Origin of the sequence: Gordonia soli NBRC 108243 (assembly GCF_000334455.1) — a bacterium.
Classification (GTDB): domain Bacteria; phylum Actinomycetota; class Actinomycetes; order Mycobacteriales; family Mycobacteriaceae; genus Gordonia; species Gordonia soli.
Genome location: NZ_BANX01000020.1, coordinates 1 through 26,117, shown reverse-complemented (window position 1 = coordinate 26,117; position 26,117 = coordinate 1). Strand labels below are relative to the sequence as shown.

Sequence of the window (26,117 nt, the reverse complement as noted above, 5' to 3'; positions counted from 1 at the left end):
CGCACTCGCGTCGGTACCGGCTCCGTCTCACCTAAGCTGGGCGTCGTGGACACTGAACAGCGGGCGGTCACCGTCGGGGAACACACATTCGACGTCCGGATCGGCGGGCAGGCGGGCGCTCCCTGGGTGGTGCTGCTGCACGGATTCCCCGTCAACAGTTCCTGCTACGACGAGGTCGTGCCCCGGCTGCACGAGGCCGGGTTGCGGACGCTGGTCATCGACCAGCGCGGTTACAGCGCCGGCGCGCGTCCGACAGAGGTCGACCAGTACACGCTCGATCACCTGGTGGCCGACGTGATCGGCGTGCTCGACGCGCTGCAGATCCACTACGCACTCCTGGTCGGACACGACTGGGGCGGCATCGTCGCCTGGCATCTGGCCGGCAAGCATCTCGGTCGCTTCACCGGCCTCGTGGTCGCGAGCACCGGCCACCCGACCGCGATGCAGGCGGCGTTGGCGGCAGGCGATCAGCGAGAGCGGTCCTCGTACATCCTGGACTTCCTCAGCGAGGGAGCCGAGGACCGCCTCCTCGCCGACGACGCAGCGCTGCTGCGCAACGCAGGCGTCAGCGCCGCAGAACTGGAACCCCTGAAAGAGCCTGGCGCGCTGACCGCGGCCCTCAATTGGTATCGAGCGAATTTCGCCGGTGACATCAAGAAGAACCTGGCGTGCCCGCCGATCGAGGTGCCCACGACGCTGGTGTGGAGCAATGCCGACGCCGCACTGGGGCGGGAGCAGGCCGAGCTCAGCAGCCGATATGTGTACGGCGACTACCGGTTCTGCGAGCTGGACGGTGTCGACCATTGGATCCCGCAGCGGGCGGCCGCAGCTCTCGCCAGTGAGATCTCGTTGCGGTCCGCCGTCTTCTGAGCGGCGGCGGGATCGCCGCCGCTCCGTCCCCGGTCAGTCGAATTCGAGGCCGAGCAAGGCGTTCTCCAGGACCTCCGGCATCCCGGGGTGGATCCAGTACTGTCCTCGGGCCACCTCGCGCGCGGTCTGACCGAACGACAGTGCCTGGATGACGGGCTGGATGACGGTCGGTGCCTGCGGACCCATGATGTGTGCACCGACGATGAGTCCGGTGTCGGCGTCGGCCACGATCTTGCAGAAGCCGGTGGTGTCCTCCATGGCCCAGCCGTAGGCGACGTCGCCGTACTCCTGCACCTTCACGGTGACGCGGGTGCCCGCATCCCGGGCCTGGGCCTCCGTCAGACCGACGGTGGCGATCTGGGGGTGGGTGAACACCGCCGACGGTACGTAGCGATGATCGAAGGACTCCAGATCATCTGCGTCCCAACCCTTCACGAGGTTGGCCTGGACGACGCGCTGCTCGTGGTTCGCGACGTGCTTGAGCTGGTACGGCGAGCTCACGTCACCGAGTGTCCAGATCCGTTCGGCCTGTGTGCGGCCGTGGACGTCACAGGTGACGGCACCGTGTTCGTCGAGGTGGATGCCGACCGACCCCAGGTTCAGCCGATCGCCGTTTGGCTTGCGTCCGGTCGCCACCAGCAGAGCGTCGGTGTCGAGGGTGGTGCCGTCGTCCAGGCCGAGGCGCACGGTGCCGTCTGCCAGCGTGCTGGTGGCGGTCACCTCGGTGTCCAGACGGACGTTCCACTTCTTACGGGCCAACTCGGTGAACCGGCGTGACACCTCCTCGTCGTGATGGCGCAGCAGGGCCGGGCCGCGGACGACGAGTGTCACCTCGGACCCGAGGGACCCGAAGACGTGCGCGAACTCGGCTGCAATGTAGCCGCCGCCGACGATGGTGATCCGGGCCGGCAGTTCGGGCAGCCGCATCACATCGTCGCTGGTGTGGAACGGTGCTGCGCCGGAGGCGATGTCGGGCGGGATGATCGACCGCGAACCGGCGGCCAGAACCACCTCGATCGCCAGCACCTCGGCATCGGCGGTCACCAGGCGGTATCGGCCGGTCGCGGCGTCGCGTCCGTCGAACTCGACATGGGACTCGAAGACGGTGATGTTCGGGCAGCGATCCACGCGGTACTCGCGGCCGCCGGCCGAGATCGGGTCGATGCGGCCGAACACGCGACCGACAATCGCGGGCCAGTCCACCCCGTTCAGGGTCGCGTCGACTCCGTATCGGCCTGCCTCGGAGACTTTTTCGGCCACTTCGGCGGCGTAGACGAACATCTTCGTCGGAATGCACCCGACATTCAGGCACGTCCCGCCGTAGGTGCTCTCCTCGAAGATCGCGATGCTGCGGTCGTCGAACCGCTCGTCCGGGATCGAGTTGCCGCTACCGCTTCCGATGATGGCGAGATCGACCTGATGGGTGGTGCGGCTCATGACGAGACCTCCTGCGCCGGGCTGTCGTGCTCGGCATCGGTGTGGCGCAACCAGCGGTCAACCTCGCGGTAGGCCTGCTCACGGGCATTTGGAACCGACAGGAACACGTCGTGTCGGGCGTCGGTGATCGGCACGACCGACACCCGGCCGCCGACACATCCACTCCATCTGGCGATCTGCCGGACGTCGAGGACGACGTCGGAGTTGTCGGGCGTTGAGCGGTAGCTGCGATCGAAGACCGTCTTGTCCGAGCGCAGCACCAGCGACGGCATCCCGACGTCGAGTCCGCGGTGCAGCTGCGCGTGGCCGCGCCGGACCGCCCCCAGGAAGCCGAAGGTGACCGGGAATCCGCCCAGCGGCTTCACCGCCAGGTCGTAGTCCCATTCACCGTTGGCGCTGTCGTGCAGGCTCTCGCCGTAGGCGCTCGACAACTCCTGGGGGATCACCGTCGACGGACGGACCCGCCGGAGGGTCTCGATCAGCGCACTCGCCGGCGGCATCCGCAGCGCGCGATCGCCTTGGAGGTCGAACCACGGACTGTTGAGGAGCAGCCCGCGCACCCGGCCGTGGCGGGTCGGGTCGGCTGATCGCAGTCGATCCAGCCACAGGGTGGTGATGAGGCCACCGGTCGAGTGTCCGGCCACCAGGATGTCGGGATCGCCCGATGCGCCGCCGACCTCGTCCACGATCACGTCGAGTGCCTGGCCGAGCTCTTCGTCGTACACGGCGAGGTCGGTCGCGAAGTGTGCAGTGTGCGCCGCCAGCAGCGAGCGGCCGCACTTTCGCAGATCCAGCGCGTAGAACGCGTAGCCGCGGTCGTGGAAGAAGTCGGCGAGCGGTTCGTGGAAGAAGTAGTCGGTGAAGCCGTGCACGTAGAGCACGGCCCGCGGGGTCCCGTCTCGTCCGGCGGTCAACGATCCGCGTTTGCGCACCAGGGTCGCGGTGATCGGGTCCTCGCCGTCCGGGTCGGGCGCCAGCGGGAGGGTGAGCATCTCGTAGGTCTCGAGGTAGCGGTCCGGTTGCCAGTCGGGTCGGCCCGGGTCGCCGTCGGCGGCGCCCTGCCCAGCTGAAGAGGTCACGCGTCCACTCTAGAGAGCATCGCGATGCCCCAGTCGACCGAACTCGACCGTCGGTGTGGCACTGTCGCCCAGCGCACACTTGGCGGAGGCGATGCCTGATGCAGGTGTGCGATGAGGGAGAATGTGGAACACGAGGGACGAGGTTCGTCCGACCAGCCTGAAGTGGAGCTCTACGTGTCTCAATCGGTGATCAAGACAGACGTGGCGTTGGTGGGCGCAGGCATCATGAGCGCCACCCTGGGCGCTCTGCTGCGCCAGTTGCAGCCCGACTGGTCGATCAGCTTGTTCGAGCGTCTCGATGCCGCCGCTGCCGAGAGCAGCGACCCGTGGAACAACGCGGGAACCGGCCACTCCGCCTTGTGCGAGTTGAACTACACGCCGAAGACGGCCGACGGTGACGTCAACATCGACAAGGCGATCACCATCAACGAACAGTTCCAGGTGTCGCGACAGTTCTGGGCGCACAGTGTCGACAAGGGCATCCTCGACGACCCGTCCGAGTTCATCAACCCCATCCCGCACGTCAGCTTCACCCACGGTGACGCCGGGGTCGACTACCTCCGCAAGCGCTACGACAAGCTCTCCCGAGAGACCTTGTTCGAAGGGATGGAGTACATCACCGACCCGGGTGAGTTCTCCGAGCGTCTGCCCCTGATGTCGGCCGGTCGCGACTTCTCCGACCCCGTCGCTCTCAATTGGTACACCCAGGGCACCGACGTCGACTTCGGCGCGCTGACGCAGCAGTTGCTCAACTTCGTCGGCCAGGGCGGCGACATCTGGTTCGGCCACTCGGTCACCAACCTGTCGAAGCAGTCCGACGGCAGCTGGATCGTCAAGATCCGCAACCAGCGCACCGCGGAGAAGCTCACCGTCCATGCGAAGTTCGTGTTCGTCGGTGCCGGTGGCGGCGCGCTGCACCTGCTGCAGAAGTCGGGGATCAAGGAGGCCAAGGGCTTCGGTGGATTCCCGGTCAGCGGCGAGTTCTTCCGGTGCACCAACCCCGATCTGATCGGCGAACACCAGGCAAAGGTCTACGGTCAGGCGGCAGTCGGCGCGCCGCCGATGTCGGTGCCGCACCTCGACACCCGCGTAATCAACCACGAGTCGGGCCTGCTGTTCGGCCCGTACGCCGGCTGGTCGCCCAAGTTCCTCAAGTCGGGCAAGGTCACCGATCTCCCGTTCTCGGTCAAGCCCGGCAACCTCCTGCCGATGCTGTCGATCGCGCCGCAGGAGTTCGGGCTGCTCAAGTATCTGATCAGCGAGTTGGCCGCGAGTCGCGCCGATCGCGTGACCACACTCTCGGAGTTCGTGCCGCGCGCGCTCGGCAGCGACTGGGAGCTCATCACCGCGGGCCAGCGGGTGCAGGTGATCCGGAAGACCGGCGTGGGCGGCTCGCTCGAGTTCGGTACCGCGGTCGTCGCGGCTGCCGACGGGACGATCGCCGGTCTGCTCGGTGCGTCGCCGGGTGCCTCCACCGCGGTACCCGCGATGCTGCAGGTGCTCGAGAAGTGCTTCCCGCAGGAGTACGCCGGATGGTCGTCGAAGCTCACCGAGCTGATCCCGTCGTTCGGTCGCAAGCTCAATGACGAGCCCGATCTGTTCCGCGAGCTCTGGGACTGGACCAACCGCAGCCTCGACCTCGTCCGTGACCATTCGGCCGTCCAGCCGACCACCGCGGATCTGGCACCCGCGTCGGCAGTGTGATAGTCACGACAGCATGACTTCGGTTGGTCAGCTGCACCGCAGCTGGGCCGCCGACCTCGATGCGGCGACCGTCTACGAGCTCCTCCGCCTGCGTGTCGACATCTTCGTCGTCGAGCAGGCCTGCCCGTACCCGGAACTCGACGGCCGCGATCTGGAGTCGACGACCCGGCACTTCTGGATCTCCGATGCCGACGGGGTGGTCCTGGCGACCCTGCGCCTGCTGGAGGACGCCGAGCCCGGCTCGTCGGCCACGGTCTTCCGGATAGGTCGCGTGTGCACCGAACGGTCCGCGCGCGGTCAAGGACTGACCAAGCGGTTGATGGAGGCAGCCCTCGCCGAGGTCGGCGACGGTGAGTGCCGGGTCGAGGCGCAGGCGTACCTCACGGACATGTACGCCAAGTTCGGTTTCCGCAGCGATGGCGGCGAGTACCTGGAGGACGGCATCCCGCACGTGTCCATGCGACGCGGTGGACCCACGCGATGACCGACGTCCGCTATCCGTTCAGCGCTGTCGTCGGACAGCAGCAGTTGAAGCTCGCCCTCATCCTCTCCGCGATCTCGCCCGGCATCGGAGGAGTGCTGATCCGAGGCGAGAAGGGCACCGCGAAGTCGACGATCGTCCGTGGTCTCGGCTCCCTGCTCGTCGATCCGGACGACAGCACCTCGGCAGACCCGTCGTCCACTCGTGGACGTGTGGTCGAGTTGCCGATCGGTGCGACCGAGGACCGGGTCATCGGCTCGCTCGACCTCACCGCCGTCCTGCGTGACGGGCGCGCGGAGTTCACGCCCGGTCTGTTGGCCCGCGCGGACGGCGGCGTGCTGTACATCGACGAGGTCAACCTGCTCGCCGACCATCTCGTCGACGTCCTGCTGGATGCCGCGGCGAGTGGTCGGGTGACCATCGAACGTGACGGGGTGTCACACACCCAGGCCGCCGACTTCGTCCTGGTCGGCACCATGAATCCCGAGGAAGGCGAACTGCGTCCGCAGCTGCTCGACCGTTTCGGACTGGCCGTGGACGTCTCCGCCGCACGCGACGTCGACGAGCGGGTCTCCATCGTCTCGCAGCGCATCGCCTTCGACACCGATCCGGTGGGCTTCGTCGCCGCGCACGCTGCCGGCGAGGTCGACCTGCGCGAGCGGATAGCAGCGGCCCGGGACGCCGTCGCGGCCGTGAGCCTCCCGGTCCGGGAGCTCCGCCGGATCGCCGGTGTCTGTGCACATCTGGACGTCGACGGACTACGCGGCGACATCGTCGTCGCGCGAGCGGCTTCCGCCCATGCGGCGTGGCGCGGGGCCGACGAGATCTCGGCGGACGATGTGCGGGTCGCGGTGGAATTGGCCCTCCCTCATCGTCGGCGACGCAATCCGTTCGACGATTCCGGGCTCACCGACGAGCAGATCGACGAGGCGATGGCCGCGGGCGAAGAAGCGGCGCAGAGTACTCCCGATGCGGAATCGGATTCGGCCGGTGACTCCTCCGCGGACGACGGTCCTGAGGGCGGCGGCCCCGACGACGCGGGACCGGACGGCGAAGGCCCCGATGGTGACGGGCCGGATGACGGGGGCCCGGACGATGGCGGCCCCGACGGCAGTCCAGGGGGAGGCGTCGAGCCGGACGCGACTCGTGCTCCGGAAGATCAGCGGTCCGAGGCGACGCAGCCGGACCGATCACGGTCCGAGGCCGCCGGCGCGGCGACCGACGGCGAGGTCCCGGCACAGGGCGACGAGAAGGCCGTGCCCGGGCCGGTACCCGGTGCTCGGTTCGGGCGGACGGAATCGGGTGCCGCGCGACGCGTCCGCCGTCTCCGGGTATCGGGCATCGGCGACGGGGATCCCGGTCGCCGATCGCCGGCACGGAGCCGCCGCGGACAGACGACGCACGCGATCGCCTTCGAGCGTGGCCGACCGGTGCACCTCTTCGGGACGGTCCTGACCGCTGCCGGTCGGACAACCGATGTCGCGACCATCCCCGGTGTCGCGGTGACGATTCCGGATCTGCGCTCGGCGCAACGGATCTCGCAGGAACAGAACCTCGTCGTGTTCCTGGTCGACCTGAGCGGCTCGATGACCGCACGACGTCGGCTCGCCGCGGTGAGCGAGATCTGTGTGGACTTGCTGCGCGATTCCTATACGCGTCGCGATCGCGTCGCCGTGATCAGTGCCCGTGGCGCGGATGCGGAGGTCGCCGTGCCGCCGACCAAGTCGGTCGACGTGGCCGTCCGACGTCTCGCCGACGTCCGCACCGGTGGGCGGACCCCGCTCGCCGAAGGGCTGGTCGCCGCACACGATCTCATCGAACGATCGCGTCGCAGCGATCCTGCCCGGCGTCCGCTGCTGGTGATTCTCACCGACGGTCGGGCCACCGCCGGTTCCGATCCCGCACGACGTGCGGCCGACGCCGCGGACGCGCTGCGGCGTCGTGGCGTGGATGCGGTGGTCGTCGACTGCGAGCAGGGCATGATCCGGCTCGGACTGGCCGGTGAGCTCGCCGCACGACTGGGTGCGCCGTGCCTGCCGATGGAGCAGCTGTCGGCGGCCACGCTCGCCGATCCGCGGCGCGCAGCCTGACCGTCGCCGACAACCGCAGGAGAGACAGTGCCGCAAGGTGTTCCGGACAATGTTCCCGCCGATGGGTTGACCACCCGCCAGCGGCGCAATCAGCCGGTGCTCGCAGTCCACACCGGTGACGGCAAGGGCAAGTCGACGGCGGCGTTCGGCATGGCGATGCGGGCCTGGAACGCCGGGCTCCGGGTGGCGGTGTTCCAGTTCGTCAAGAGTGCCAAGTGGAAGGTGGGGGAGGAGTCGGTCATGCTCTCCCTGGACGAGGTCCACCGGCAGACCGGCAACGGCGCCCCGGTCGAATGGCACAAGATGGGGCAGGGCTGGTCGTGGTTGCGGGCCAACGCCGAACATGCCGACGACCACGCCGCCGCGGCGCAAGCCGGGTGGGCGGAGATCAGTCGGCGGATCGCCGACGAGCAACACGACTTCTACGTTCTGGACGAGTTCACCTACCCGTTGGACTGGGGGTGGGTCGACACCGCCGAGGTCGTCGCGACCCTGCGGGACCGTCCCGGCCGCCAACATGTCGTCATCACCGGGCGCCGAGCGCCGTCCGAGCTGATCGCCGCGGCCGACCTCGTCACCGAAATGCGCAAGGTCGCCCACCCGATGGATGCCGGCCGCAAGGGTCAGAAGGGCATCGAGTGGTGACGCCGAACGATGTCGTCTCGATGGGGACGAGACGTGCGAACCCGTGGATGAGATCGCGGTGAGCGGCATCCCGACCGTGGTCATCGCCGCGCCCTCGTCGGGCAGCGGCAAGACCACGGTGACGACCGGTCTCATCGGCGCGCTGCGCTCGGCGGGGCATCGTGTGGCGCCCTTCAAGGTCGGTCCCGACTACATCGATCCCGGTTATCACGCCGTCGCCGCCGGTCGGGTGGGCCGCAACCTGGACCCGAACCTGGTGGGCGAGGACCTGATCCGACCGCTGTTCGCCCACGGCTCGACAGGCGCGGACATCGCCGTCGTCGAGGGCGTGATGGGACTGTTCGACGGCCGGATCGTCGACGCCGACCCCGCTGCCGGCGGTCCCGATGCCGATCCCATCGGTCTCGGATCGACTGCTCACGTCGCCCGGCTGCTCGGTGCACCGGTGGTCCTGGTCGTCGACGCCGCGGGCCACAGTCAGTCCATCGCCGCACTCCTACACGGTTTCCTGTCCTACGAATCGTCGGTGCGGATAGTCGGCGTGATCCTCAACCGGGTCGGTTCACCGCGTCACGAGTCGGTGCTCCGGGAATCCTGCGCACGGGTGGGTCTGCCGGTCCTCGGCGTCTTGCGGCGTGACCCGGCGTTGACGGTCCCGTCACGCCATCTCGGTCTGATCCCGGCCGCGGAACGCAGCACCGATGCCATCCGCGCCGTGGACGCGATGACGGCCACCGTGGGTGGCGTCCTCGACCTCGATGCCATCGTCGCGGCTGCCCGCGGGCGGCGGCATCCGGACGGACCCGCATGGTCGGCCGCGGACGCCGTCGGCGAACCTGTCGAAACGGTCGGCGCGACAGCGGGATCGGTGCAGGACGGCGAGCCGCTGGTGGCCGTCGCAGGAGGTGCCGCGTTCACCTTCGGCTACGCCGAACACGTCGAGTTGCTGACCGCAGCCGGTGCCACGGTCGTCGGATTCGATCCGCTGACCGATCGTCTGCCGCCGGACACGGGGGCCGTGGTGATCGGTGGAGGCTTCCCAGAGGAGCACGCAGCCGAACTGTCGGCGAACGACCGACTGCGGGCGGACATCTCGGCCCATGCGATGGGCGGACGACCGATCTACGCCGAATGCGCAGGCCTGCTGTATCTCACCAGAGAACTGGACGGACACCAGATGACCGGGGTGCTCCCGCTCGTCGGGCGGTTCGGCTCGACGCTGACACTCGGTTATCGCGACGCGGTGGCGGTCACCGGCTCGGTCGAGTTCGACGTCGGAACCCGGGCGACAGGTCACGAGTTCCACCGCAGCACGGTCGAGCCGGCACCCTCGGCGTCAGGGGGTCCCACGAATCCGGCATGGGCGTGGCGCGACAATGCCGGTCGGTCGGGCACACACGGGGCGGTATCCGAGGGCGTCCACGCGTCGTATCTCCATCTTCATCCGGCAGCCCATCCGGGGGCGATCCTGCGGCTGGTCCGTCGGGCGCGCGAGGTCGCACGGGGTCGCGTTGCCGGTCGGGCGTCGGAACCGCCGGTTCCGTCGGTCGACTCGACCCGGCGATGACCACCCGAAATCTGCATTCGGCGCTCGCGGCCCTACGGACCCGCGGCGTCGAGGACCCGGCCGTGCTTGCCGACCTGCTCGAGGCGGTCCTGGTGGTCGGGCAGGGCCTCGAACTCGACGACGCGCTGCAACGCATCGTGGAGGTGGCGGCGGGTGTCCTCGACGCCCGGTACGGCGCTCTCGGGGTCCGTGGCCGCAACGGTGGCCTCAGCGCGTTCGTCCACATCGGCATCACACCTGCGCAGCGCGCGCGGATGGGTCACCTCCCGGTGGGGCGGGGTGTGCTCGGTGAACTCATCGAACAGCCACGGGTGCAACGTATCCCGGAGTTGTCGGCGCATCCCGCATCGGTGGGCTTCCCAGCGGGGCATCCGCCGATGACGACGTTCCTGGGCGCTCCGATCATCGTGCGTGGCGATGTCTTCGGCAGCATCTACCTGACCGAGAAGCGGGGCGGGGTCGAGTTCAGCGAATCGGACGAGGCCCTGGTCGGTGTGCTGGCCGTCGCCGCGGGGATCGCGGTCGACAACGCGCGGCTGTTCGAGCGTGCGCGCACGCGGCATCGGTGGATGCAGGTACTCGCCCGGCGCGGGTCCGAGCCGCTCGCAGGTATCTCGTTGGACGACACCGTGTCTCGTCTCTGCATCGACGTCGCTGAGCTGACGTCCGCAGTCGATGTGATGCTCCTGACCGGCGATCCCGATCATCTGCGGGTCCGCGCGCACACCGGAGATCCGCCCGCGCCGGCGGAGCCCCTGTCGTTGCCGGGCATCACCCGACAGACCGTGGTCCCCGCGGACAGCGTGCCCCAAATCCTCGTCCGGAGGTCGGCCGAATGGGCGACGATCGTCCCGCTGCAGCGGGCATCGGGAACCTTCGGCGCGATCGTGGTGACCCACCGCGATCGTCGCAGCTGGGACGACGAGGACGTCGCCGGGCTGGCGGGTGTCGCGGAGGTGGCCTCACTCGCCGTCGCCTACGCCGAACAACAGCAGCTCGCACGTGATCTGGAGCGTGGTGAGGACCGCCACCGGATCGCGCGCGACCTGCACGATCACGTGATCCAGCGGTTGTTCGCCGTCGGGATGTCGATCCAGTCGGTGCTGGCCGCCTCCGAGCCGGGAGCGATCGGTGAACCTGCCGCCGAGAGGCTGCAGCAGGTCATAGGCGATCTCGATCGGACGATCGCCCAGATCCGGACGTCGATCTTCGACCTGCAGACCGACGCCGACCGATCCGACTCCGCAACCCTGCGCCGCCGGGTCCTCGACATCGTCGCCGAGTTGGCCGTCCATGCCCCGACGGCGCCGGGTGTCGCTTTCGCAGGACCGGTCGACACGCTCGTGCCCGCCTCGGTCGGTCCGCATGTCGACGCGGTGCTCCGCGAGGGGCTGAGCAATGCGCTCCGGCATGCCGACGCCGATCGCATCGAGGTGTCGGTGAGCGCGGATGACGTACTGGTGATCGAGATCAGCGACGACGGTGTCGGGATCGCTCCCGACGTGACCTATCGCGGCCTCGACAACCTCACGCGGCGCGCAGAACAGTGCGACGGCACGTTCACCGTGGTGACCACGCCCCGAGGTGGGCGCGGGCCGTCGGGCACCACCCTCACCTGGACGATTCCGTTGACGGGTTAGCTGTGCGCAGGTGCTGGGTTCAGCGCCGGTTATCGCTGTCGGCTTGAACTGCACGTCGATGACGACTCGATCTGCATTCGCGCGCATGAGCGGTACGGATCTGGTACCGCGAAACAAAGCGTCGTAGGGTCGTCACAATCGGTCTGCGGCAGGCGATCACGGGGCTCGATCCCGAAGAACTCGAACCGGCTCTCTTTGCGCGTTGGGGACCCGCCGACTGACGCACGGGAACAAGATCACGCGCTCTGCAGTCGCGCTCGGCTCAGCGCCGGTCGTCGCGCAGCTCGGTGGCGAGAACCGCGACCTGGGTGCGGCGTTGCATGTCGAGTTTGGACAGCACGCGGGACACGTAGTTCTTGATCGTTTTCTCCGCCAAAAACATCCGCGCGGCGATCTGTCGGTTGGTGAGCCCCTCGCCGATGAGTTCGAAGACCTGCCGCTCCTGGTCGGTCAGCTCCGCCAGGGGGTCGGTGCGCGGATTCTGGCTGTCCCGCAGACGATCCAGGAGCGCACGAGTGCTCCGATCGTCGAGCAGAGAGCCGCCGTGCCCGACTGTTCTGACTGCAGCGACGAGATCCTGGCCGAGGATCTGCTTGAGAACGAATCCGGATGCACCCGCGAGTACCGCGGCGAGTAGGGCCTCGTCGTCTGCGTAGCTGGTCAACATCAGACACCGCACCTCTGGGTGCGCCGCCCGCACGTCGCGGCACAGTTCGACCCCGTTGCCGTCGGGGAGCCGGACGTCGAGAACCGCCACATCGGGGACCGACGCCCCGATTCCGACCGCTGCCTCCGCGACCGACGCCGCCTCTCCGATCACCTCGACGTCGGATGCCGTGCCCAGCAGATCCCGGAGTCCTCGGCGTACGAGTTCGTGGTCGTCGACGAGGAATACCCGGACGGGCCGGTCGGTCGGGGGCTGGGTGGAGCTCATGACGCGAACGCTACCGCCGCCCGGGCCGGCCACGCAGCGGACGTGACCGTCGTCCCGCAAGATCGGGACCTTCGGCCCATGCCGCAGGCACACGACCGGGGCGACAGTGGACTCAGATCACCTTCACACCCTCTGAGCAGGAGAGACCCATGACGATGCTCGTCGATCCACATGCCGAGCTGCCCTCGATGTCGGGGTCGGATCTGCTGACCGAACTGTTACCGGTGTGCGAGACCGAGGTCGACCGCCACATGCGGATGACCAAGGACTGGCATCCGCACGACTACGTGCCGTGGGACGACGGCCGCAACTTCGCGGCCCTCGGTGGACACGACTGGGACCCCGCCGAGTCGCGACTGTCGGAGACGGCGAGAGCCGCGATGATCACGAACCTGCTCACCGAGGACAATCTGCCGTCGTATCACCGGGTGATAGCCGACAACTTCAGTCTCGACGACGCGTGGGGCTTCTGGGTCGGTCGATGGACCGCCGAGGAGATGCGGCATTCGACGGTGATGCGCGACTACCTGGTGGTGACCCGTGGGGTCGACCCGGTGGAACTCGAACGTCTGCGGATGGCGCACATGACTTCCGGCTTCGACCCACTGCCGGACGACGACGGGCAGCGTGACCACAGCCTCGACATGCTCTGCGCGGTCGCCTATGTGAGTTTCCAGGAACTCGCGACCCGGGTCAGTCACCGCAACACCGGCAAGGCGTGTGGTGATCCGATCGCCGATCGGATGCTTCAGCGGGTCGCGGCCGACGAGAACCTGCACATGCTCTTCTATCGGAACATCGTGGCCGGAGCCCTCGACCTCGTACCCGATCAGGCCATGGCGGCCATCCATGCGATCGTCGCCAACTTCCAGATGCCGGGCGCCACCATGCCGAACTTCCGACGTAACGCGGTGCTCATCGCGAAGGGCGGGATCTACGATCTACCGCAACACCTCTCGGAGGTGGTGATGCCGGTGCTGCGCAAGTGGCGGATCTTCGAGCGCGACGACTTCGGGCCCACGGGGGAGCAGCATCGCGAGGAACTCGCCGCATACCTCGAGGACATGGCGGCCGCGGTCGTGCGGTTCGAGGAGTCGCGCGAGCGAGCGCTCGCCCGTCAGCGCGCCCGTGGCGTCGGCGGCGAACGCAACGGGGGACTCCGATGACCGTGGTGTGGGAGGCCGCCGGAAACGCACAGGCTGACCTGACGGGGGCAGGTGAGCACGGTGTGGAGGCTCGGCAGTCGGCTGCCGCCCGACTACCGGGGTTCGACACCGCCATCTCGATGGCCGAGGCCGCCGGATGCGGGAACATCAGCTGGTGGAACGAGATCCGTGCCCACACCGCTGACCCGACGGTCGGCGAGTATGCGGCGTCGATGCTGCTCGCGGACGCGGTCCGGGCGGCCGCGCACCGCGCCGGTGTGCCGGTCGCCGACATGTGGGACCGCGTCCGACGATCCGGCGATCTCGCGCTCTGACGCGCTCGTGCAGTGCGACGGAACGAGCATCCGGCGTCCGAACCCTGCACGATGCCGCAGGCTCGGTAGGCTCGTTGGTCATGTCCGATGTGCCACCGGCGACCGAACCCGTCGAGCCCGATCCACGATCGGTGCCGTCCGCGGCACGCGGTCACTACCTGGTCGGTCTCGACCTCGACGGTCGTCGAGTGGTGGTCGTCGGCGGGGGCTCCGTCGCGCAACGGCGACTCCCGAACCTGGTGGCGTCGGGCGCCGACGTCTACGTGATCGCAGTCGACCCGACCCCTGCGGTCGAGTCGTTTCCCGGGATCACCGTGTCGCGACGGGCATACCGGGACGGTGACCTCGACGGCGCCTGGTACGCGATGGCCTGCACCGACGATCCCGAGGTCAATGCGGCGGTGGTGGCCGAGGCCGAACGTCGACACACCTTCTGTGTCCGTGCCGACGACGCGCGGTTCGGTACCGCGGTCACGCCGGCGTCGGGACGTCATCGTGACGTCCAGTACGGCGTCCTCGCGAGTGGTGACCACCGCATCTCGGCAGCGATGCGCGCCGCGATCGGCAAGGCACTCGCCGACGGTTCGCTGACCGTCGAGGACGACGCGCCCCGAGCGGCGGGAGTCGCGCTCGTCGGTGGCGGTCCCGGCGATCCCGACCTGATCACCGTGCGGGGCCAGCGTCTGCTGGCCGACGCCGACGTGGTGGTCGCCGATCGCCTCGCGCCGCCGGAACTGCTCGCTGCACTCGGTCCGCAGGTCGAGATCATCGATGCCGCAAAGGTCCCCTACGGCCGAGCGATGAAGCAGGAGGCCATCAACCAGGTCCTCGTCGACCGCGCGCAGGAGGGCAAGTTCGTCGTACGCCTCAAGGGCGGCGACCCGTATGTCTACGGCCGCGGTTTCGAGGAACTGCAGGCCTGTGTCGAGGCCGGGGTCCCGGTCACGGTCGTCCCCGGCGTCACCAGCGCCATCGCGGCCCCGGCCGCCGCGGGCGTGCCGGTCACCCACCGCGGTGTCACCCACGAGGTCGTCATCGCTTCCGGACACGTCCCGCCCGACCATCCCGACTCGCTCATCGACTGGCCGGCATTGGGCCGACTGCGTGGCACCTTGGTGCTGATGATGGCCGTGGAACGGGTCGACGTCTTCACGTCGGCGCTGCTCGACGGTGGCCGCCCGGCCGACACCCCGGTCGCGATGATCGAGAACGGATCGCTGCCCACCCAGCGCGTCCTGCGGACCGACCTGGGTTCGGCCGCGCAGGTGGCGGCCGCGGAGAACCTGCGGCCACCGGCCATCGTCGTCATCGGCGACGTCGCCGGGTTCAGCGACGCCGAGCGTGCTCACCAGCCCTGACACCGACCCGTCGCTCACCCGGATCGACATCACCGGTTCGACAACGAAGATTGGCATCTTCGCAACGGTGGGCGGTACCGTCGCTGCCTATGGCCACTTCGGGAGCGTCGGACGCGGCGCAGGGGATCATCGGCGGTCAGCAGCGGGTCTTCGGGCCGGCGATCTTCGTCATCAGTGGCATGCAGTTGCTGCTGGTGCTCGACGGCACGGTGGCGGCTCTGGCGCTTCCGCGCATCCGGGGTGCCCTCGAACTGTCGGAATCCGGGGCCAACTGGATCATCAGTGCCTACGTTCTCGCGTTCGGCGGGCTCATGCTCCTCGGCGGACGACTGGGGGACACGTTCGGGCGCAAGCGCATGTTCATCGTCGGTGTCGTCGCCTTCACACTCACCTCTCTGCTGTGCGGTCTGGCCTGGAACGAGGCCAGTCTGGTGATCGGCCGCGCCCTGCAGGGTGCGTCGGCCGCCATCGCCGCCCCGACCGCGATGGCATTGGTCGCGACGACCTTCGCTCCCGGCAAGGCCCGTAGCCAGGCGTTTGCCGTCTACGCCGCGATGACCGGTGTCGGATCGGTTGCCGGACTGATCCTCGGTGGCGTCCTCACCGAGGTGTCCTGGCGACTGGTGTTCCTGATCAACGTGCCGATCGGCGTGGTCGTGGTGCTCGGCGCCTTCGCCGCGCTGAGGGAGTCCCAGGGTGAACGGATGGCACTCGACATCCCGGGCGCAGTGCTCGGGACGGCAGGTGCGACGCTGCTGGTCCTCGGTGTCAACGAAGGTCCGAACGGCTGGGCCAGCCCCCTCGTGATCAGCGCCTTCGTGCTCGGTGGTCTCGCGCTGATCGCATTCGTCGCGGTCGAGCGTCGCGCGAGCAATCCGATCCTCCCGTTCGTGCTCTTCGACAACAAGAATCGCGTCGCTGCACTCGTCTCGATCCTGCTCGCCAGCGCGATCATGATGTGTATGGCGGTGTTCATCTCGCAGTACCTGCAGGGCATCCTCAAGTACTCGCCGATCCAGAGCGGGTTGGCCGTCGTGCCGTTCGCCTTCGGACTGGGCATCGCCGCGGCCATCGCCTCCAAGCTCGCGTTGATGATCCAACCGCGCTGGCTGGTCCTGGCCGGTGGTGCGGTGTTGCTGGTCGGTTGCCTGTTCGCTGCGTCGATCGCCACGACCTCACCCGCCTACTTCCCGAGCATCGGGTTACCGGTCGTCGTGATCGGCTTCGGTGTGGGGTTGGCCGTGATCCCGTTGACGCTGTCGGTCGTCGCGGGCGTGGCGCCGACCGAGATCGGGCCGCTGACCGCGCTGGCCCAGGTGGCACAGAACCTCGGCGGCGCCGTCGGGCTGGTGGCGGTCGGTGCGCTCGTCACCTCCCGCACCCTGTCCGCGGGCGGAACCACCGGCCCGGTCGAGAACATGAACGACGCGCAGTTGAGCGCGTTGGCGGAGGGCTACGGCCTCGCATTCGCTTCGTGTGCCGTGATCGCGGTGCTGGCCGCGGTCGTGGTCGTGTTCATGCGATTCACGCCGGAAGAGGTCGCCGAGGGGCAGGCCGCGCAGGAGGCGGCCAACGCCACTCTCGATGTCGAGGACACCGCGCGCCGACCGCAGTGACGGCTCATCCGCCCGCCGTCGGGTAGTGCCGATGCGGTCGCAGTCAGCGACGTGCGGGCGCCGGTTGGTCGGTGACCACCACGATCTCGGTGGGTGAGGTGATCTCCACACGTTGCCCGGCATCGGCGAGCACAGCCGCGACACCGTTGATGTCACGCACCCGTCGACGAGTCTGCACCAGCTCGCGAGCCATCAAGCCCTTGTGATGCTTGTTGAAGTGACTCACGACTTTTCGTGAACCGTCAGGTGCCTCGCTGACCACGCCGGCGGTGACGGCACCGGGTACCGGGCCGAGCTGCTGGTAGATGCCTGAGCGAAGGTCGACGATGAAATCGTCGAGATCGGCCAGCGCGGGCGTGAGCGCGGGCTTCCACAGCGAGGTGAGCGTCGGCAGGTCAGGAAGTTTGCTGCCACCGGACAGACGGTAGGCGGGGATCAGGTCGGTCGCCGACACCACGCCGAACATCGCCGACCCGATGGCGAGTCGATCCCCGGCCTTGACCTTGGCCGAGCGCGTCAGCGAGGTGAAGTCGAGGGCGTCGTAGAGCACGCCGGTGTAGCGACGTATCGCCGGCATCGTGGGGGAGACCCAGAGTTCGGCGTTGCGGTCGATCTCGGCGAGCTGACCGAGTCCGAGTCCGAGCGCTGCCCGGCTCGCGTCGAGGTCCGCGGCGAGCGTTACGACTGCATCGGCGACCTGTTTGCGGATCGGCGTGAGTTCGCCGAAGGCGAGTGTGTCGAGATCGAGCGGAGCACCTCGACCTCCGTCGGCCTTGGTCTCGGAAGGCGGCAGCAGAACGAGCACCGCCACACCCTATCGACCACTCGGCAGGCGACTCGAGCGGCCGTCCGCCGTTGTCGGCGACGCCGTTGGTGTCCCGCCACGGTGCGGCAACTAAGCTGACCTCTCGTGATCACTCGGATGTCGACCCTGTTCCTGCGCACGCTGCGTGACGACCCGGCCGACGCAGAGGTGCCCAGCCACAAGTTACTGGTGCGTGCCGGATACGTGCGTCGAGCCGCGCCGGGCGTGTACTCCTGGCTGCCGCTCGGTCTGCGGGTCCTCAAGGCGGTCGAGAAGGTCGTGCGCGAGGAGATGAACGCCATCGGCGGTCAGGAGATCCTGCTGCCCGCCCTGTTGCCGCGCGAGCCGTACGACACCACCGGCCGATGGACCGAATACGGCGACGCGCTCTTCCGGATCAAGGACCGCAAGGGCGTGGACATGCTGCTCGGTCCGACGCACGAGGAGTTGTTCTCGTTGCTGGTCAAGAGCGAGTACTCGTCATACAAGGATCTGCCGGTCACGCTCTACCAGATCCAGACGAAGTACCGCGACGAGGAGCGGCCACGCGCCGGAATCCTCCGCGGCCGCGAATTCGTCATGAAGGACTCGTATTCCTTCGACCTCGACGACGACGGCCTGAAGGCCTCCTACGACGCACATCGCGAGGCCTACCAGCGCATCTTCGACAGGCTGCAGGTCGCCTACGTCATCGTTGCGGCGACGTCCGGCGCGATGGGCGGCAGCGCATCGGAAGAATTCCTGGCCGAGAGTGAGGTGGGCGAGGACACCTACGTGCGCTGCATCGAGTCCGGGTACGCCGCCAACGTCGAGGCGGTCGTGACCCCTGCGCCCGAGCCGGTGCCGTTCGACGACCTGCCGGAGGCCGTGGTCCACGAGACCCCCGACACCCCGACCATCGAGACCCTGGTCGCCTGGGCCAACGCCACCCTCGACGGCAGCTACGATGCGGCCGACACGCTGAAGAACGTGCTGGTGAAGGTGCGTGAGCCGGGGGGCGAATGGCAGATCACCGGCATCGGCGTCCCGGGTAGCCGTGAGGTCGATTTCAAGCGCCTCGAGGCGTCGTTGGAGCCGGCCGAGGTCGAGTTGCTGACCGACGCCGACTTCGCTGCCAACCCGTTCCTGGTCAAGGGCTACATCGGACCGAAGGCGCTGGCCGCCAACGGTGCTCGCTATCTGGTGGATCCCCGGGTGGCCGACGGCACGTCGTGGATAACCGGCGCAGACGAGCAGGGTCGGCACGTAGTCGGACTGGTCGCGGGTCGCGACTTCACCCCGGACGGGACCATCGAGGCCGCTGAGGTCGTCGACGGTGATCCGTCGCCGGACGGCAAGGGGCCGCTGGTCGCCGCGCGCGGAATCGAGATCGGCCACATCTTCCAGCTCGGTCAGAAGTACACCGAGGCTTTCGAGGTCGACGTGCTGGGGGAGAGTGGCAAGCCGGTCCGGCTCACCATGGGTTCCTACGGTGTCGGCGTCTCGCGTCTCGTCGCCGTGCTCGCCGAGCAGCATCACGACGACAAAGGGCTTCGCTGGCCGAAGTCGGTGTCGCCCTTCGACGTTCACCTGGTGATCGCGAACAAGGACGACGCCGCCGTCACCGGGGCCAACGATCTCGCCGCGGAGCTCGACTCGGCCGGACTCGACGTGGTCCTGGATGATCGAAAGGCCTCGCCGGGGGTGAAGTTCAAGGACGCCGAGCTGCTGGGTGTGCCGACGGTGGTCGTCGTCGGGCGCGGCTATGCCGCGGGAACCGTCGAGATCCGCGACCGCTTCAGCGGCGAGGCGATCGAGGTACCCGTCGGCGACGCGGTCGCCCAGGTCGTCGCCGCCGTTCGGAGCTGACGCCCGGACGCGCTGTCGGACCGTCGGCGCGACCTCGCTTCGTCTCCGCGACCTCGGCTGAGGTCGCGCGAGCGAAATGAGTTCGCAGAAAGGCGGATACGCGGCCGCGACTCAGGAGCGCACGACGGAGACGGGAGTGTGATCGACGCGTCGCGGCGCGGACGAGAACCGCTCGAGCGCCTTCCGGCGGCGGTGTAGGCCCGCTTCCTCGTCGTCGAGACGTGCGGCCAGGCCGTCCAGCTCCCGACGCAGCTCGGGGCACATCTCGATCTCCAGGCCGTCGACACCGCTACGCACGCAGTCGAGGTACCGGCGGATGATCGCGGTCCCGAGTCCGGCCTCGATCATCATGCGGATACGCGCCACCGTCACCAGGTCGTCATCGGCGTATACGCGGTAGCCCGACGATGTGCGATCCGGGGCGAGGAGCCCCTGCTCCTCGTAGTGACGCAGCGCGCGGGGGCTCACGCCGGCCCGATCGGCGAACTCGGTGATCTGCATGACCTGTGACTCCATGGCTCGGCACTGGGTTGACCTTCACGTTAGCGTCACCGCCTAGTGTCGGTTCCCGTGAGCATGACGCCGTCCGAAGACACCCACCGCGATCCCGACCGCCTGCAGATCGAGCGCACCGTCATCGTCCACGGTTTCGGCGCCGGCATCGACGACCATTGGTTTCCCTGGTTGGCCGACAGACTCGACCGCGTCGACCGCGTCGAGTTGCCGGCATCGAGCCGACCCGATGCCGCGACCTGGATCCCGCTCGTCGCCCGAGCGATCGGCGATCTGGACGAACGGACCGCGGTGGTCGCACACAGCCTGGGTTGCGTGACCGCCGCGCAGGCGATCCTCCGGCTGGCGAGGTCGGTGCCGGCTGCCCGGCTCGGTGTCTTCGTCGCCGTCGCGCCGTTCGCCGACCCCCTCGCCGAGTCGGGGCTGCCCGACCTCGACGCGTTCACCGCCGACGGTCTGGACGCCTTCCTCACCGACGTCGACCTCCGGACGGTGGCAGCGGCGACCGTTCACACCCATGTGATGCGTTCCGACGACGACCCGATCGTGTCCACCGCGCAGAGCGAGGAGTTCGCGGAGGCACTGGGCGCACCCGTGTGTGTGGTCCCCGGCGCCGGTCATTTCCTGGGTAGCAACGGTGTGACCCGCCTGCAACCGGTGCTCGACATCCTCTGCGGCGCCGCCTGACGGCGTAGCCCCCACAGTGCGGCGCCCGCCCGCGGCACCTGAGCGTCGGCCATCTGTTGACCTTCACCCTGCTCGAACGTCCACGATGAAGGGGTGAGCGAATCCGAGGAGCGCGACCACGACGAGATGCCCATCGGCGCCTTCGCGCGCCGGACCGGGTTGACGCCCAGCGCACTGCGCTTCTATGGCGAGTCGGGCCTGTTGACGCCGGTGCGCGTCGATGACGCCACCGGCTACCGGTTCTACGACGCCGACCAGACCGAGCGTGGAGTCCTGCTGCGGCGACTCCGTGAGATCGGCGTGTCGCTCGTCGATTCCCGTGCGGTCCTCGACGCCGAGACGGTCACCGCGGCCGGCCTCGTCGAGGCGCATGTCCGAGATGTCGAACAATCGACCCTCGCGATGCGGGTCAGGTCGGCGGACATCATCGAATCGCTGAACGGCTTCGCCGAGACCGCTGTCGTCACGATCAGCGGCCCGGCGCTCGCCGCGGCGATGGATCAGGTCGCATCGGCCACCGTCCGGGACCAGGGACTGCCGGTGCTCGACGCCGTACACATGACGGTCGCCGACGACGAGATCACGGTGGCCGCAACCGACCGCTATCGCCTGGCCATCCGCACTGTGGCCGTGCTGGATCGCGTGCACCGGTCCTGGTCGGGAACACTTGCCGCAGAGGATCTCCGGACAGGTCTCGCCCAGCTCCGACGCAGTGCACGTGTCGAGCTACGCGTGGCCGAACGTCGGGCACGACTGTGTGTCGCGAACGGCGCGGTACTCGATTGCCGTCTGCTCGATGTCGCGTTCCCCGACTACCGCGCGATGGTGGCGGACCTCGCGCCGGTCACGACCAGCGTGATCGTGGAGGCGGCCCGGCTCGTCCGCGCCGTCGAGGCGATCGACTCCGAGCGAATCCAGATGCGGACGGACGAAGCGACACTGGTGGTCGCGGGTGACTCTGTCCCGGCGACAGCGCACCGATTGTCAGCGCGGACCAGCGGTGCGTCGCTCGACATCTGGTTCGACATCACCACTGTTCACCCCGGACTCGTGTCCACGGCCGGTGCCGAGGTCCTGCTCGAATTCCGAGGTGCCGCACAACCGTTGACGATCACATCCGCCGATTCCGGCGACCTCACCACCGTCGTCATGCCCATCGGGCACAGCAACTGACCACTACCGCACGCGTTCCGACGAGAGGACCACACGATGACCGACCGATCCCGAGCAGACCAGGTGATGACCGCGATCATGGAGGCGGTGACCGTCGGCCGATCCGGCGACACCGACTCCGCAGCAACATCGTTGACCGACATCTGGACCCGGATCGGGCCGGACGGCGACGCGCTCCACCGCTGCACGGTCGCGCACCATCTCGCCGACCTCCAGGACCATCCCGCGGACTCCCTGGTGTGGAATGTGCGAGCACTGGACGCGGCGGACTCGCTGACCGATTCGCGGGTGCGTGATCACCACGACGATCTCCGGGTCGCCGGCTTCTATCCGTCGCTCTACCTCAACCTCGCCGACGACCATCGGCGGCTCGGAGCCGTCGAGACTGCCCGTCGGCACCTGACACAGGCCAGAGAGCGTCTGGGCGTCCTCGCCGACGACGACTACGGCCGTCTGGTGCAGACAGGTGTGGACCGGGTCGGTGCTGCGGTCGACGCCGGTGAGACCGGAGCTCTCGAGTCGGACCCGACTCGCTGACCGGTGTCGGGCCGACCGAGCGGTAGCCCGACGATCACTGGGGTGAGCCAGGAAAGGCGACCGTGGTGGGCCGCACCCCGAGCGTGCGGCGCCACTGCGCTGCGCGTCCCGCGGTCTCACGCAGACCGTCGAGCGCCAGTCTGCGGACCTGAGGTGTGTCGGCCGTCTCCAGCATCGCGCGATACGCCTCCGCGCAGTCGGTCTCGGCGGCGAGGGCTGCCCGCCGAGCCGTCGGTGCATCATCGACGGACACCGGCAGTGTGTACCCGGGTGCGGGATCCCGCTGGGCTGCTCCGGCACTCACCAGTGTCTGGTTCAACTCGTCACGGCGAGCGCGGTGCGAGGCGATGTACTCGGCGACGCGGGCCCGGGTGGCCCCGGTGGTGAACGCGGTGGTGACCCCGTAGGTGAAGATCGCCGCGTTCTCGGCGTCGACTGCCGTCCCCACCGCGTCGGTCGTGGGACTCATGCGAGTTGTACCTCCACCAGTGTGGTCACCGACGCGCTGATCGAACCGGTCAGACCGGCACGGTAGCCGTCGAGGTCGACAGCGACCCTACCCGCGGCATCTGCGTTGGCGCGCAGGCGTGTTCGGAATCCGTCCAGGTCGATCGGAGACGCGTTCGTGTCGGACGGTGCTGACGCTGTCGGAGACGCCGATGCCGGCGCGGAGATCCGTGCCGCCACATCCTGATCGAGGCGGGTGATCTCCTCACGCAGAGAGCGGGCGTGTAGTGCCCGCTGCTCGGCGACCACGCCCAGTGCCGCGGAGTACTCGGGCAGCGTGGGGCCGAGGGTCCGGGCCGTCTCCTCGTCGGCCAGTGCGGCGTCGGCGAGGGGGAGAAGTGCTTCGGCGGCGATCTGCTCGGCACTGGGACCACTGTCACATCCGGTGAGCGACAACCCGAGAACGCCGGTCGCCACGACGAGCCCGCCCTGGAGCACCGTCCGACGGTCCACGAGTGGGGTGCGGGGTGAGATCACCCGAGCCATGATGCCAGTCGTCTGGCGGAGCGGGCACGCGCGGGGATTCGCGGTGGCGCGGACGGGTCCGCGGATCCTCTAGGCTGTATGCCCAGAACTTCGACAATCCCCGAGGGGCCAGCCCGGCGACGGGTGTCCGGACAACTGAAGACGAGGAGAGCGACATGCCCATCGGTTCCGAGCAGGTCAGTGACCTCGTCGCCCCCGTGGTGGAGGCACGCGGCTTCGACCTCGAGGACGTGGTGCTGAGCGGTACGGGAGAGCGACGAGACGTGACCGTGGTGGTGGACCGCGACGGTGGCGGCGACCTGGACGTCCTGGCCGACCTTAGTCGTGAGATCTCCGAGGTGCTCGACGCCGACGATGCGTTGGGCGAGGAGCCGTACACCCTCGAGGTGACGTCTCCGGGTATCGACCGGCCGCTGACCCGCGCGCGGCACTGGCGGCGGGCGCAGGGGCGTCGCGTAGCGATCGATCTCGTCGACGACGGCGCTCGCCAGATCGTCGGTCGCGTCGGGCAGGTCGACGACGGGCAGGTGCGCGTCGTGATCGCCGACAAGGGGCGGATCTCCGAACGCGACATCGCCCTCGACACGATCGCCACGGCGGTCGTGCAGATCGAGTTCGGTCGCCCCGGTGCGGCCGAACTCGAACGATGCGGCCTGGACGCCGACGAGATCGCGCGCCGACGGGAGTCGGCACAGTGACCGAGGTCGCCACCGATCATGGCCGCTGCGGCCACTCCGCCGATGTGATGACACAGTCGGCGGGACAAGAGAATACGAGTCGACAAGTGAATAGGAGCATCGCCAGATGAACATCGACATCAACGCACTGCGGATGATCGAGGCCGACAAGGGGATCTCGATCGACACGGTCATCACCGCGATCGAGACAGCCCTCATCACCGCCTACCGACACACCGACGGATTCGCCCCGCACGCCCGCATCGACGTCAATCGCAAGACCGGTGCCGTGCGCGTGATGGCGCAGGAGGTCGACGACACCGGGGAGGTCGTGCACGAGTACGACGACACCCCGGAAGGCTTCGGCCGCATCGCTGCGACGACCGCACGACAGGTGATCCTGCAGCGTCTGCGCGACGCAGAGAACGAGAAGAACTTCGGCGACCTGGTCACCCACGAGGGCGAGATCGTCGGCGGAGTGGTGCAGCAGGACGCTCGGGCCAATGCCCGCGGGATGATCGTGGTCCAGATCGGCAGCGACGCCAACAGTGCAGAGGGCATCATCCCTCCCGCCGAGCAGGTGCCGGGCGAGAGCTACACCCACGGCGACCGCATCAAGTGCTATGTGGTCGGCGTGGCACGTGGCGCGCGCGGTCCGCAGATCACGCTGTCGCGGACCCACCCGAATCTGGTGCGCAAACTGTTCTCCCTCGAGGTGCCCGAGATCGAAGACGGTTCGGTCGAGATCGTCGCGGTCGCGCGTGAGGCCGGCCACCGCTCCAAGATCGCGGTCCACACCGGAGTCGGCGGACTCAACGCCAAGGGCGCCTGCATCGGCCCGATGGGGCAGCGGGTGCGCAACGTCATGAGTGAACTCGCGGGCGAGAAGATCGACATCATCGACTACGACACCGACCCCGCGGTGTTCGTGGGCAATGCGCTCTCACCCGCCAAGGTCGTGTCGGTGACCGTGGTCGACGCCGCGACCAAGGCCGCGCGGGTGGTCGTCCCCGACTACCAACTCTCCCTCGCCATCGGCAAGGAGGGGCAGAACGCGCGTCTCGCGGCACGTCTGACCGGGTGGCGGATCGACATCCGATCCGACGCCCAGCCGGACGTCGAGGAGCCGGCGGTCGTCGAGGCCGATCCCGACGGGCACGCCGGGTGAGCAGCCGGTTGTCGTCCGGGGCCACCGGCGCGCTAGACTGATCGATGGTTCAGCGAAAGCTGTCGACCACCCGGAACGGTACGGCTCCGACCAACGGCGAATCCTCTGGAACAGAGGGCACGGCGACGTCGGGTCCGATCCGGATGTGTATCGGGTGTCGGCAGCGAGCACAGGCTTCAGAACTGGTTCGGGTGGTCGCCGTCGGCGGCGATTCCGGACCGGCGATCGTGGTCGATCTCGCGACAACCATGCCGGGACGAGGTGCCTGGCTGCACCCGCTCTCCGAATGCGTGACAGCGGCCGTGCGGCGCAGGGCATTCGCGACGGCACTACGGGTCGCCGGTCTGACCGTCCGGCCCGACGACCTCACCGAGTTGATCGGCGAGATCACCGACAGAGAAGGCCCGTCCCCGGGCCAGAACAGGTAGCAGAAGACATGAGCACACCGTGAAGTTCCCACGATGAGCACGTTTCGGACGTAAACCGAGGTCGCGCGGGCAGCCCCGCTCGACCTCCAAGTGAGGAGAGCAGTGGCAGGCAAGGCCCGCGTGCATGAACTGGCCAAAGAACTGGGCGTGACGAGCAAGCAGGTGCTCGAGCGACTCAAGGATCAGGGCGAGTTCGTCAAATCCGCGTCGTCGACCGTCGAGGCCCCGGTGGCCCGTCGACTCCGCGAATCGTTCCCCGCCAAGGACGGCGCTCCCAAGGGTGGCCGCTCCGACGGCGCAAAGCCCGGTGCCCGACCGTCGTCGGGGCCCAAGCCCGGCGCTCCGCGCCCGGCACCGGCGGCAGCAGAGAAGCCGGCAGACACCGGT

General features: G+C 68.5%; 26 protein-coding genes. 19 read left to right on the top strand and 7 right to left on the bottom strand.

What is annotated here, in order from left to right; translation table 11 throughout:
- The first annotated feature begins 45 nt into the window (after positions 1–45).
- Complete coding sequence (locus tag GS4_RS13915; RefSeq protein WP_007621556.1) at positions 46–870, top strand: alpha/beta fold hydrolase; 825 nt, start codon at positions 46–48, stop codon at positions 868–870.
- A gap of 33 nt (positions 871–903) precedes the next feature.
- Here GS4_RS13915 and GS4_RS13910 read toward each other — a convergent pair whose 3' ends face one another.
- On the bottom strand, positions 904–2,307 hold the full coding sequence (locus tag GS4_RS13910; protein WP_007621555.1) for a mycothione reductase: 1,404 nt from the start codon (positions 2,305–2,307) through the stop codon (positions 904–906).
- Positions 2,304–3,386: an alpha/beta hydrolase gene (locus GS4_RS13905; protein ID WP_007621554.1), complete on the bottom strand. Its 1,083-nt coding sequence runs from the start codon at positions 3,384–3,386 to the stop codon at positions 2,304–2,306. Before GS4_RS13905 ends, GS4_RS13910 begins: the two co-directional genes overlap by 4 nt.
- A gap of 225 nt (positions 3,387–3,611) precedes the next feature.
- Here GS4_RS13905 and mqo point away from each other — a divergent pair, with 225 nt between their 5' ends.
- From mqo to GS4_RS13875, 6 genes are read left to right on the top strand one after another with little or no spacing between them, the layout of a single operon-like run.
- The gene (mqo, locus tag GS4_RS13900; RefSeq protein ID WP_439644623.1) at positions 3,612–5,090 is read left to right on the top strand and encodes a malate dehydrogenase (quinone); all 1,479 of its coding nucleotides are present in this window, start codon (positions 3,612–3,614) and stop codon (positions 5,088–5,090) included.
- A gap of 13 nt (positions 5,091–5,103) precedes the next feature.
- Positions 5,104–5,574, top strand: a complete 471-nt coding sequence (locus GS4_RS13895) for a GNAT family N-acetyltransferase (RefSeq protein ID WP_007621550.1) — start codon at positions 5,104–5,106, stop codon at positions 5,572–5,574.
- Positions 5,571–7,661, top strand: coding sequence for a VWA domain-containing protein (locus GS4_RS13890; RefSeq protein ID WP_007621549.1), 2,091 nt, complete (start codon positions 5,571–5,573; stop codon positions 7,659–7,661). Before GS4_RS13895 ends, GS4_RS13890 begins: the two co-directional genes overlap by 4 nt.
- A 27-nt stretch (positions 7,662–7,688) precedes the next feature.
- Positions 7,689–8,306, top strand: coding sequence for a cob(I)yrinic acid a,c-diamide adenosyltransferase (gene cobO / locus GS4_RS13885; protein WP_007621547.1), 618 nt, complete (start codon positions 7,689–7,691; stop codon positions 8,304–8,306).
- A 58-nt stretch (positions 8,307–8,364) separates the two neighbouring features.
- The gene (locus tag GS4_RS13880; protein ID WP_007621545.1) at positions 8,365–9,873 is read left to right on the top strand and encodes a cobyrinic acid a,c-diamide synthase CobB; all 1,509 of its coding nucleotides are present in this window, start codon (positions 8,365–8,367) and stop codon (positions 9,871–9,873) included.
- Positions 9,870–11,513: a GAF domain-containing sensor histidine kinase gene (locus GS4_RS13875; RefSeq protein ID WP_007621543.1), complete on the top strand. Its 1,644-nt coding sequence runs from the start codon at positions 9,870–9,872 to the stop codon at positions 11,511–11,513. The genes GS4_RS13880 and GS4_RS13875 overlap by 4 nt, the downstream gene beginning before the upstream one ends.
- Before the next feature lie 262 nt (positions 11,514–11,775).
- On the opposite strand, the gene GS4_RS13870 is transcribed toward GS4_RS13875, so the two are convergent.
- Positions 11,776–12,447 (bottom strand): response regulator, encoded by a 672-nt coding sequence (locus GS4_RS13870; RefSeq protein WP_007621541.1) that lies wholly within the window; start codon positions 12,445–12,447, stop codon positions 11,776–11,778.
- 149 nt (positions 12,448–12,596) lie between these two features.
- On the opposite strand from GS4_RS13870, the gene GS4_RS13865 reads away from it, so the two are divergent.
- The 4 genes from GS4_RS13865 (at position 12,597) to GS4_RS13850 (ending at position 16,901) form a co-directional block, all read left to right on the top strand.
- A complete protein-coding gene (locus tag GS4_RS13865) occupies positions 12,597–13,613 on the top strand; it encodes an acyl-ACP desaturase (protein WP_007621539.1) in 1,017 nt (338 codons plus the stop codon).
- Entirely contained in the window at positions 13,610–13,927 is a 318-nt protein-coding gene (locus tag GS4_RS13860) for a hypothetical protein (RefSeq protein ID WP_007621537.1), read from the top strand. Before GS4_RS13865 ends, GS4_RS13860 begins: the two co-directional genes overlap by 4 nt.
- A gap of 80 nt (positions 13,928–14,007) precedes the next feature.
- Positions 14,008–15,285 carry a uroporphyrinogen-III C-methyltransferase gene (cobA, locus tag GS4_RS13855; protein ID WP_007621536.1) on the top strand — a complete coding sequence of 426 codons (1,278 nt, stop codon included), beginning with the start codon at positions 14,008–14,010 and terminating at the stop codon, positions 15,283–15,285.
- Positions 15,286–15,374: 89 nt separating this feature from the next.
- Complete coding sequence (locus GS4_RS13850) at positions 15,375–16,901, top strand: DHA2 family efflux MFS transporter permease subunit (protein WP_007621534.1); 1,527 nt, start codon at positions 15,375–15,377, stop codon at positions 16,899–16,901.
- 43 nt (positions 16,902–16,944) lie between these two features.
- Here the strand turns inward: GS4_RS13850 and yaaA are convergent, their stop codons facing one another.
- Entirely contained in the window at positions 16,945–17,706 is a 762-nt protein-coding gene (gene yaaA / locus GS4_RS13845; protein ID WP_007621532.1) for a peroxide stress protein YaaA, read from the bottom strand.
- Between the two features lie 117 nt (positions 17,707–17,823).
- Between yaaA and GS4_RS13840 the strand changes: the two genes are divergently transcribed.
- On the top strand, positions 17,824–19,554 hold the full coding sequence (locus GS4_RS13840) for a proline--tRNA ligase (RefSeq protein WP_040510540.1): 1,731 nt from the start codon (positions 17,824–17,826) through the stop codon (positions 19,552–19,554).
- A gap of 111 nt (positions 19,555–19,665) precedes the next feature.
- Here the strand turns inward: GS4_RS13840 and GS4_RS13835 are convergent, their stop codons facing one another.
- Positions 19,666–20,055: a MerR family transcriptional regulator gene (locus GS4_RS13835; RefSeq protein ID WP_007621528.1), complete on the bottom strand. Its 390-nt coding sequence runs from the start codon at positions 20,053–20,055 to the stop codon at positions 19,666–19,668.
- A gap of 75 nt (positions 20,056–20,130) precedes the next feature.
- Between GS4_RS13835 and GS4_RS13830 the strand changes: the two genes are divergently transcribed.
- The 3 genes from GS4_RS13830 (at position 20,131) to GS4_RS13820 (ending at position 22,464) form a co-directional block, all read left to right on the top strand.
- Positions 20,131–20,754, top strand: coding sequence for an RBBP9/YdeN family alpha/beta hydrolase (locus GS4_RS13830; RefSeq protein ID WP_169331482.1), 624 nt, complete (start codon positions 20,131–20,133; stop codon positions 20,752–20,754).
- A 93-nt stretch (positions 20,755–20,847) separates the two neighbouring features.
- The gene (locus GS4_RS13825) at positions 20,848–21,927 is read left to right on the top strand and encodes a DNA polymerase III subunit beta family protein (RefSeq protein ID WP_007621525.1); all 1,080 of its coding nucleotides are present in this window, start codon (positions 20,848–20,850) and stop codon (positions 21,925–21,927) included.
- 36 nt (positions 21,928–21,963) lie between these two features.
- Entirely contained in the window at positions 21,964–22,464 is a 501-nt protein-coding gene (locus GS4_RS13820; protein WP_007621523.1) for a hypothetical protein, read from the top strand.
- Between the two features lie 34 nt (positions 22,465–22,498).
- On the opposite strand, the gene GS4_RS13815 is transcribed toward GS4_RS13820, so the two are convergent.
- On the bottom strand, positions 22,499–22,933 hold the full coding sequence (locus tag GS4_RS13815) for a ferritin-like domain-containing protein (RefSeq protein WP_007621522.1): 435 nt from the start codon (positions 22,931–22,933) through the stop codon (positions 22,499–22,501).
- Entirely contained in the window at positions 22,930–23,457 is a 528-nt protein-coding gene (locus GS4_RS13810; protein WP_007621519.1) for a hypothetical protein, read from the bottom strand. Before GS4_RS13810 ends, GS4_RS13815 begins: the two co-directional genes overlap by 4 nt.
- Before the next feature lie 155 nt (positions 23,458–23,612).
- On the opposite strand from GS4_RS13810, the gene rimP reads away from it, so the two are divergent.
- The 4 genes from rimP to GS4_RS13790 form a co-directional block, all read left to right on the top strand.
- A complete protein-coding gene (rimP, locus tag GS4_RS13805) occupies positions 23,613–24,155 on the top strand; it encodes a ribosome maturation factor RimP (RefSeq protein ID WP_007621517.1) in 543 nt (180 codons plus the stop codon).
- A 106-nt stretch (positions 24,156–24,261) separates the two neighbouring features.
- A complete protein-coding gene (gene nusA / locus GS4_RS13800) occupies positions 24,262–25,302 on the top strand; it encodes a transcription termination factor NusA (protein ID WP_007621515.1) in 1,041 nt (346 codons plus the stop codon).
- A gap of 44 nt (positions 25,303–25,346) precedes the next feature.
- Positions 25,347–25,730: a YlxR family protein gene (locus GS4_RS13795; protein WP_245555672.1), complete on the top strand. Its 384-nt coding sequence runs from the start codon at positions 25,347–25,349 to the stop codon at positions 25,728–25,730.
- Positions 25,731–25,832: 102 nt separating this feature from the next.
- Positions 25,833–26,117: translation initiation factor IF-2 N-terminal domain-containing protein (locus GS4_RS13790; protein WP_007621511.1), on the top strand; the 285-nt coding region annotated here is incomplete at its 3' end.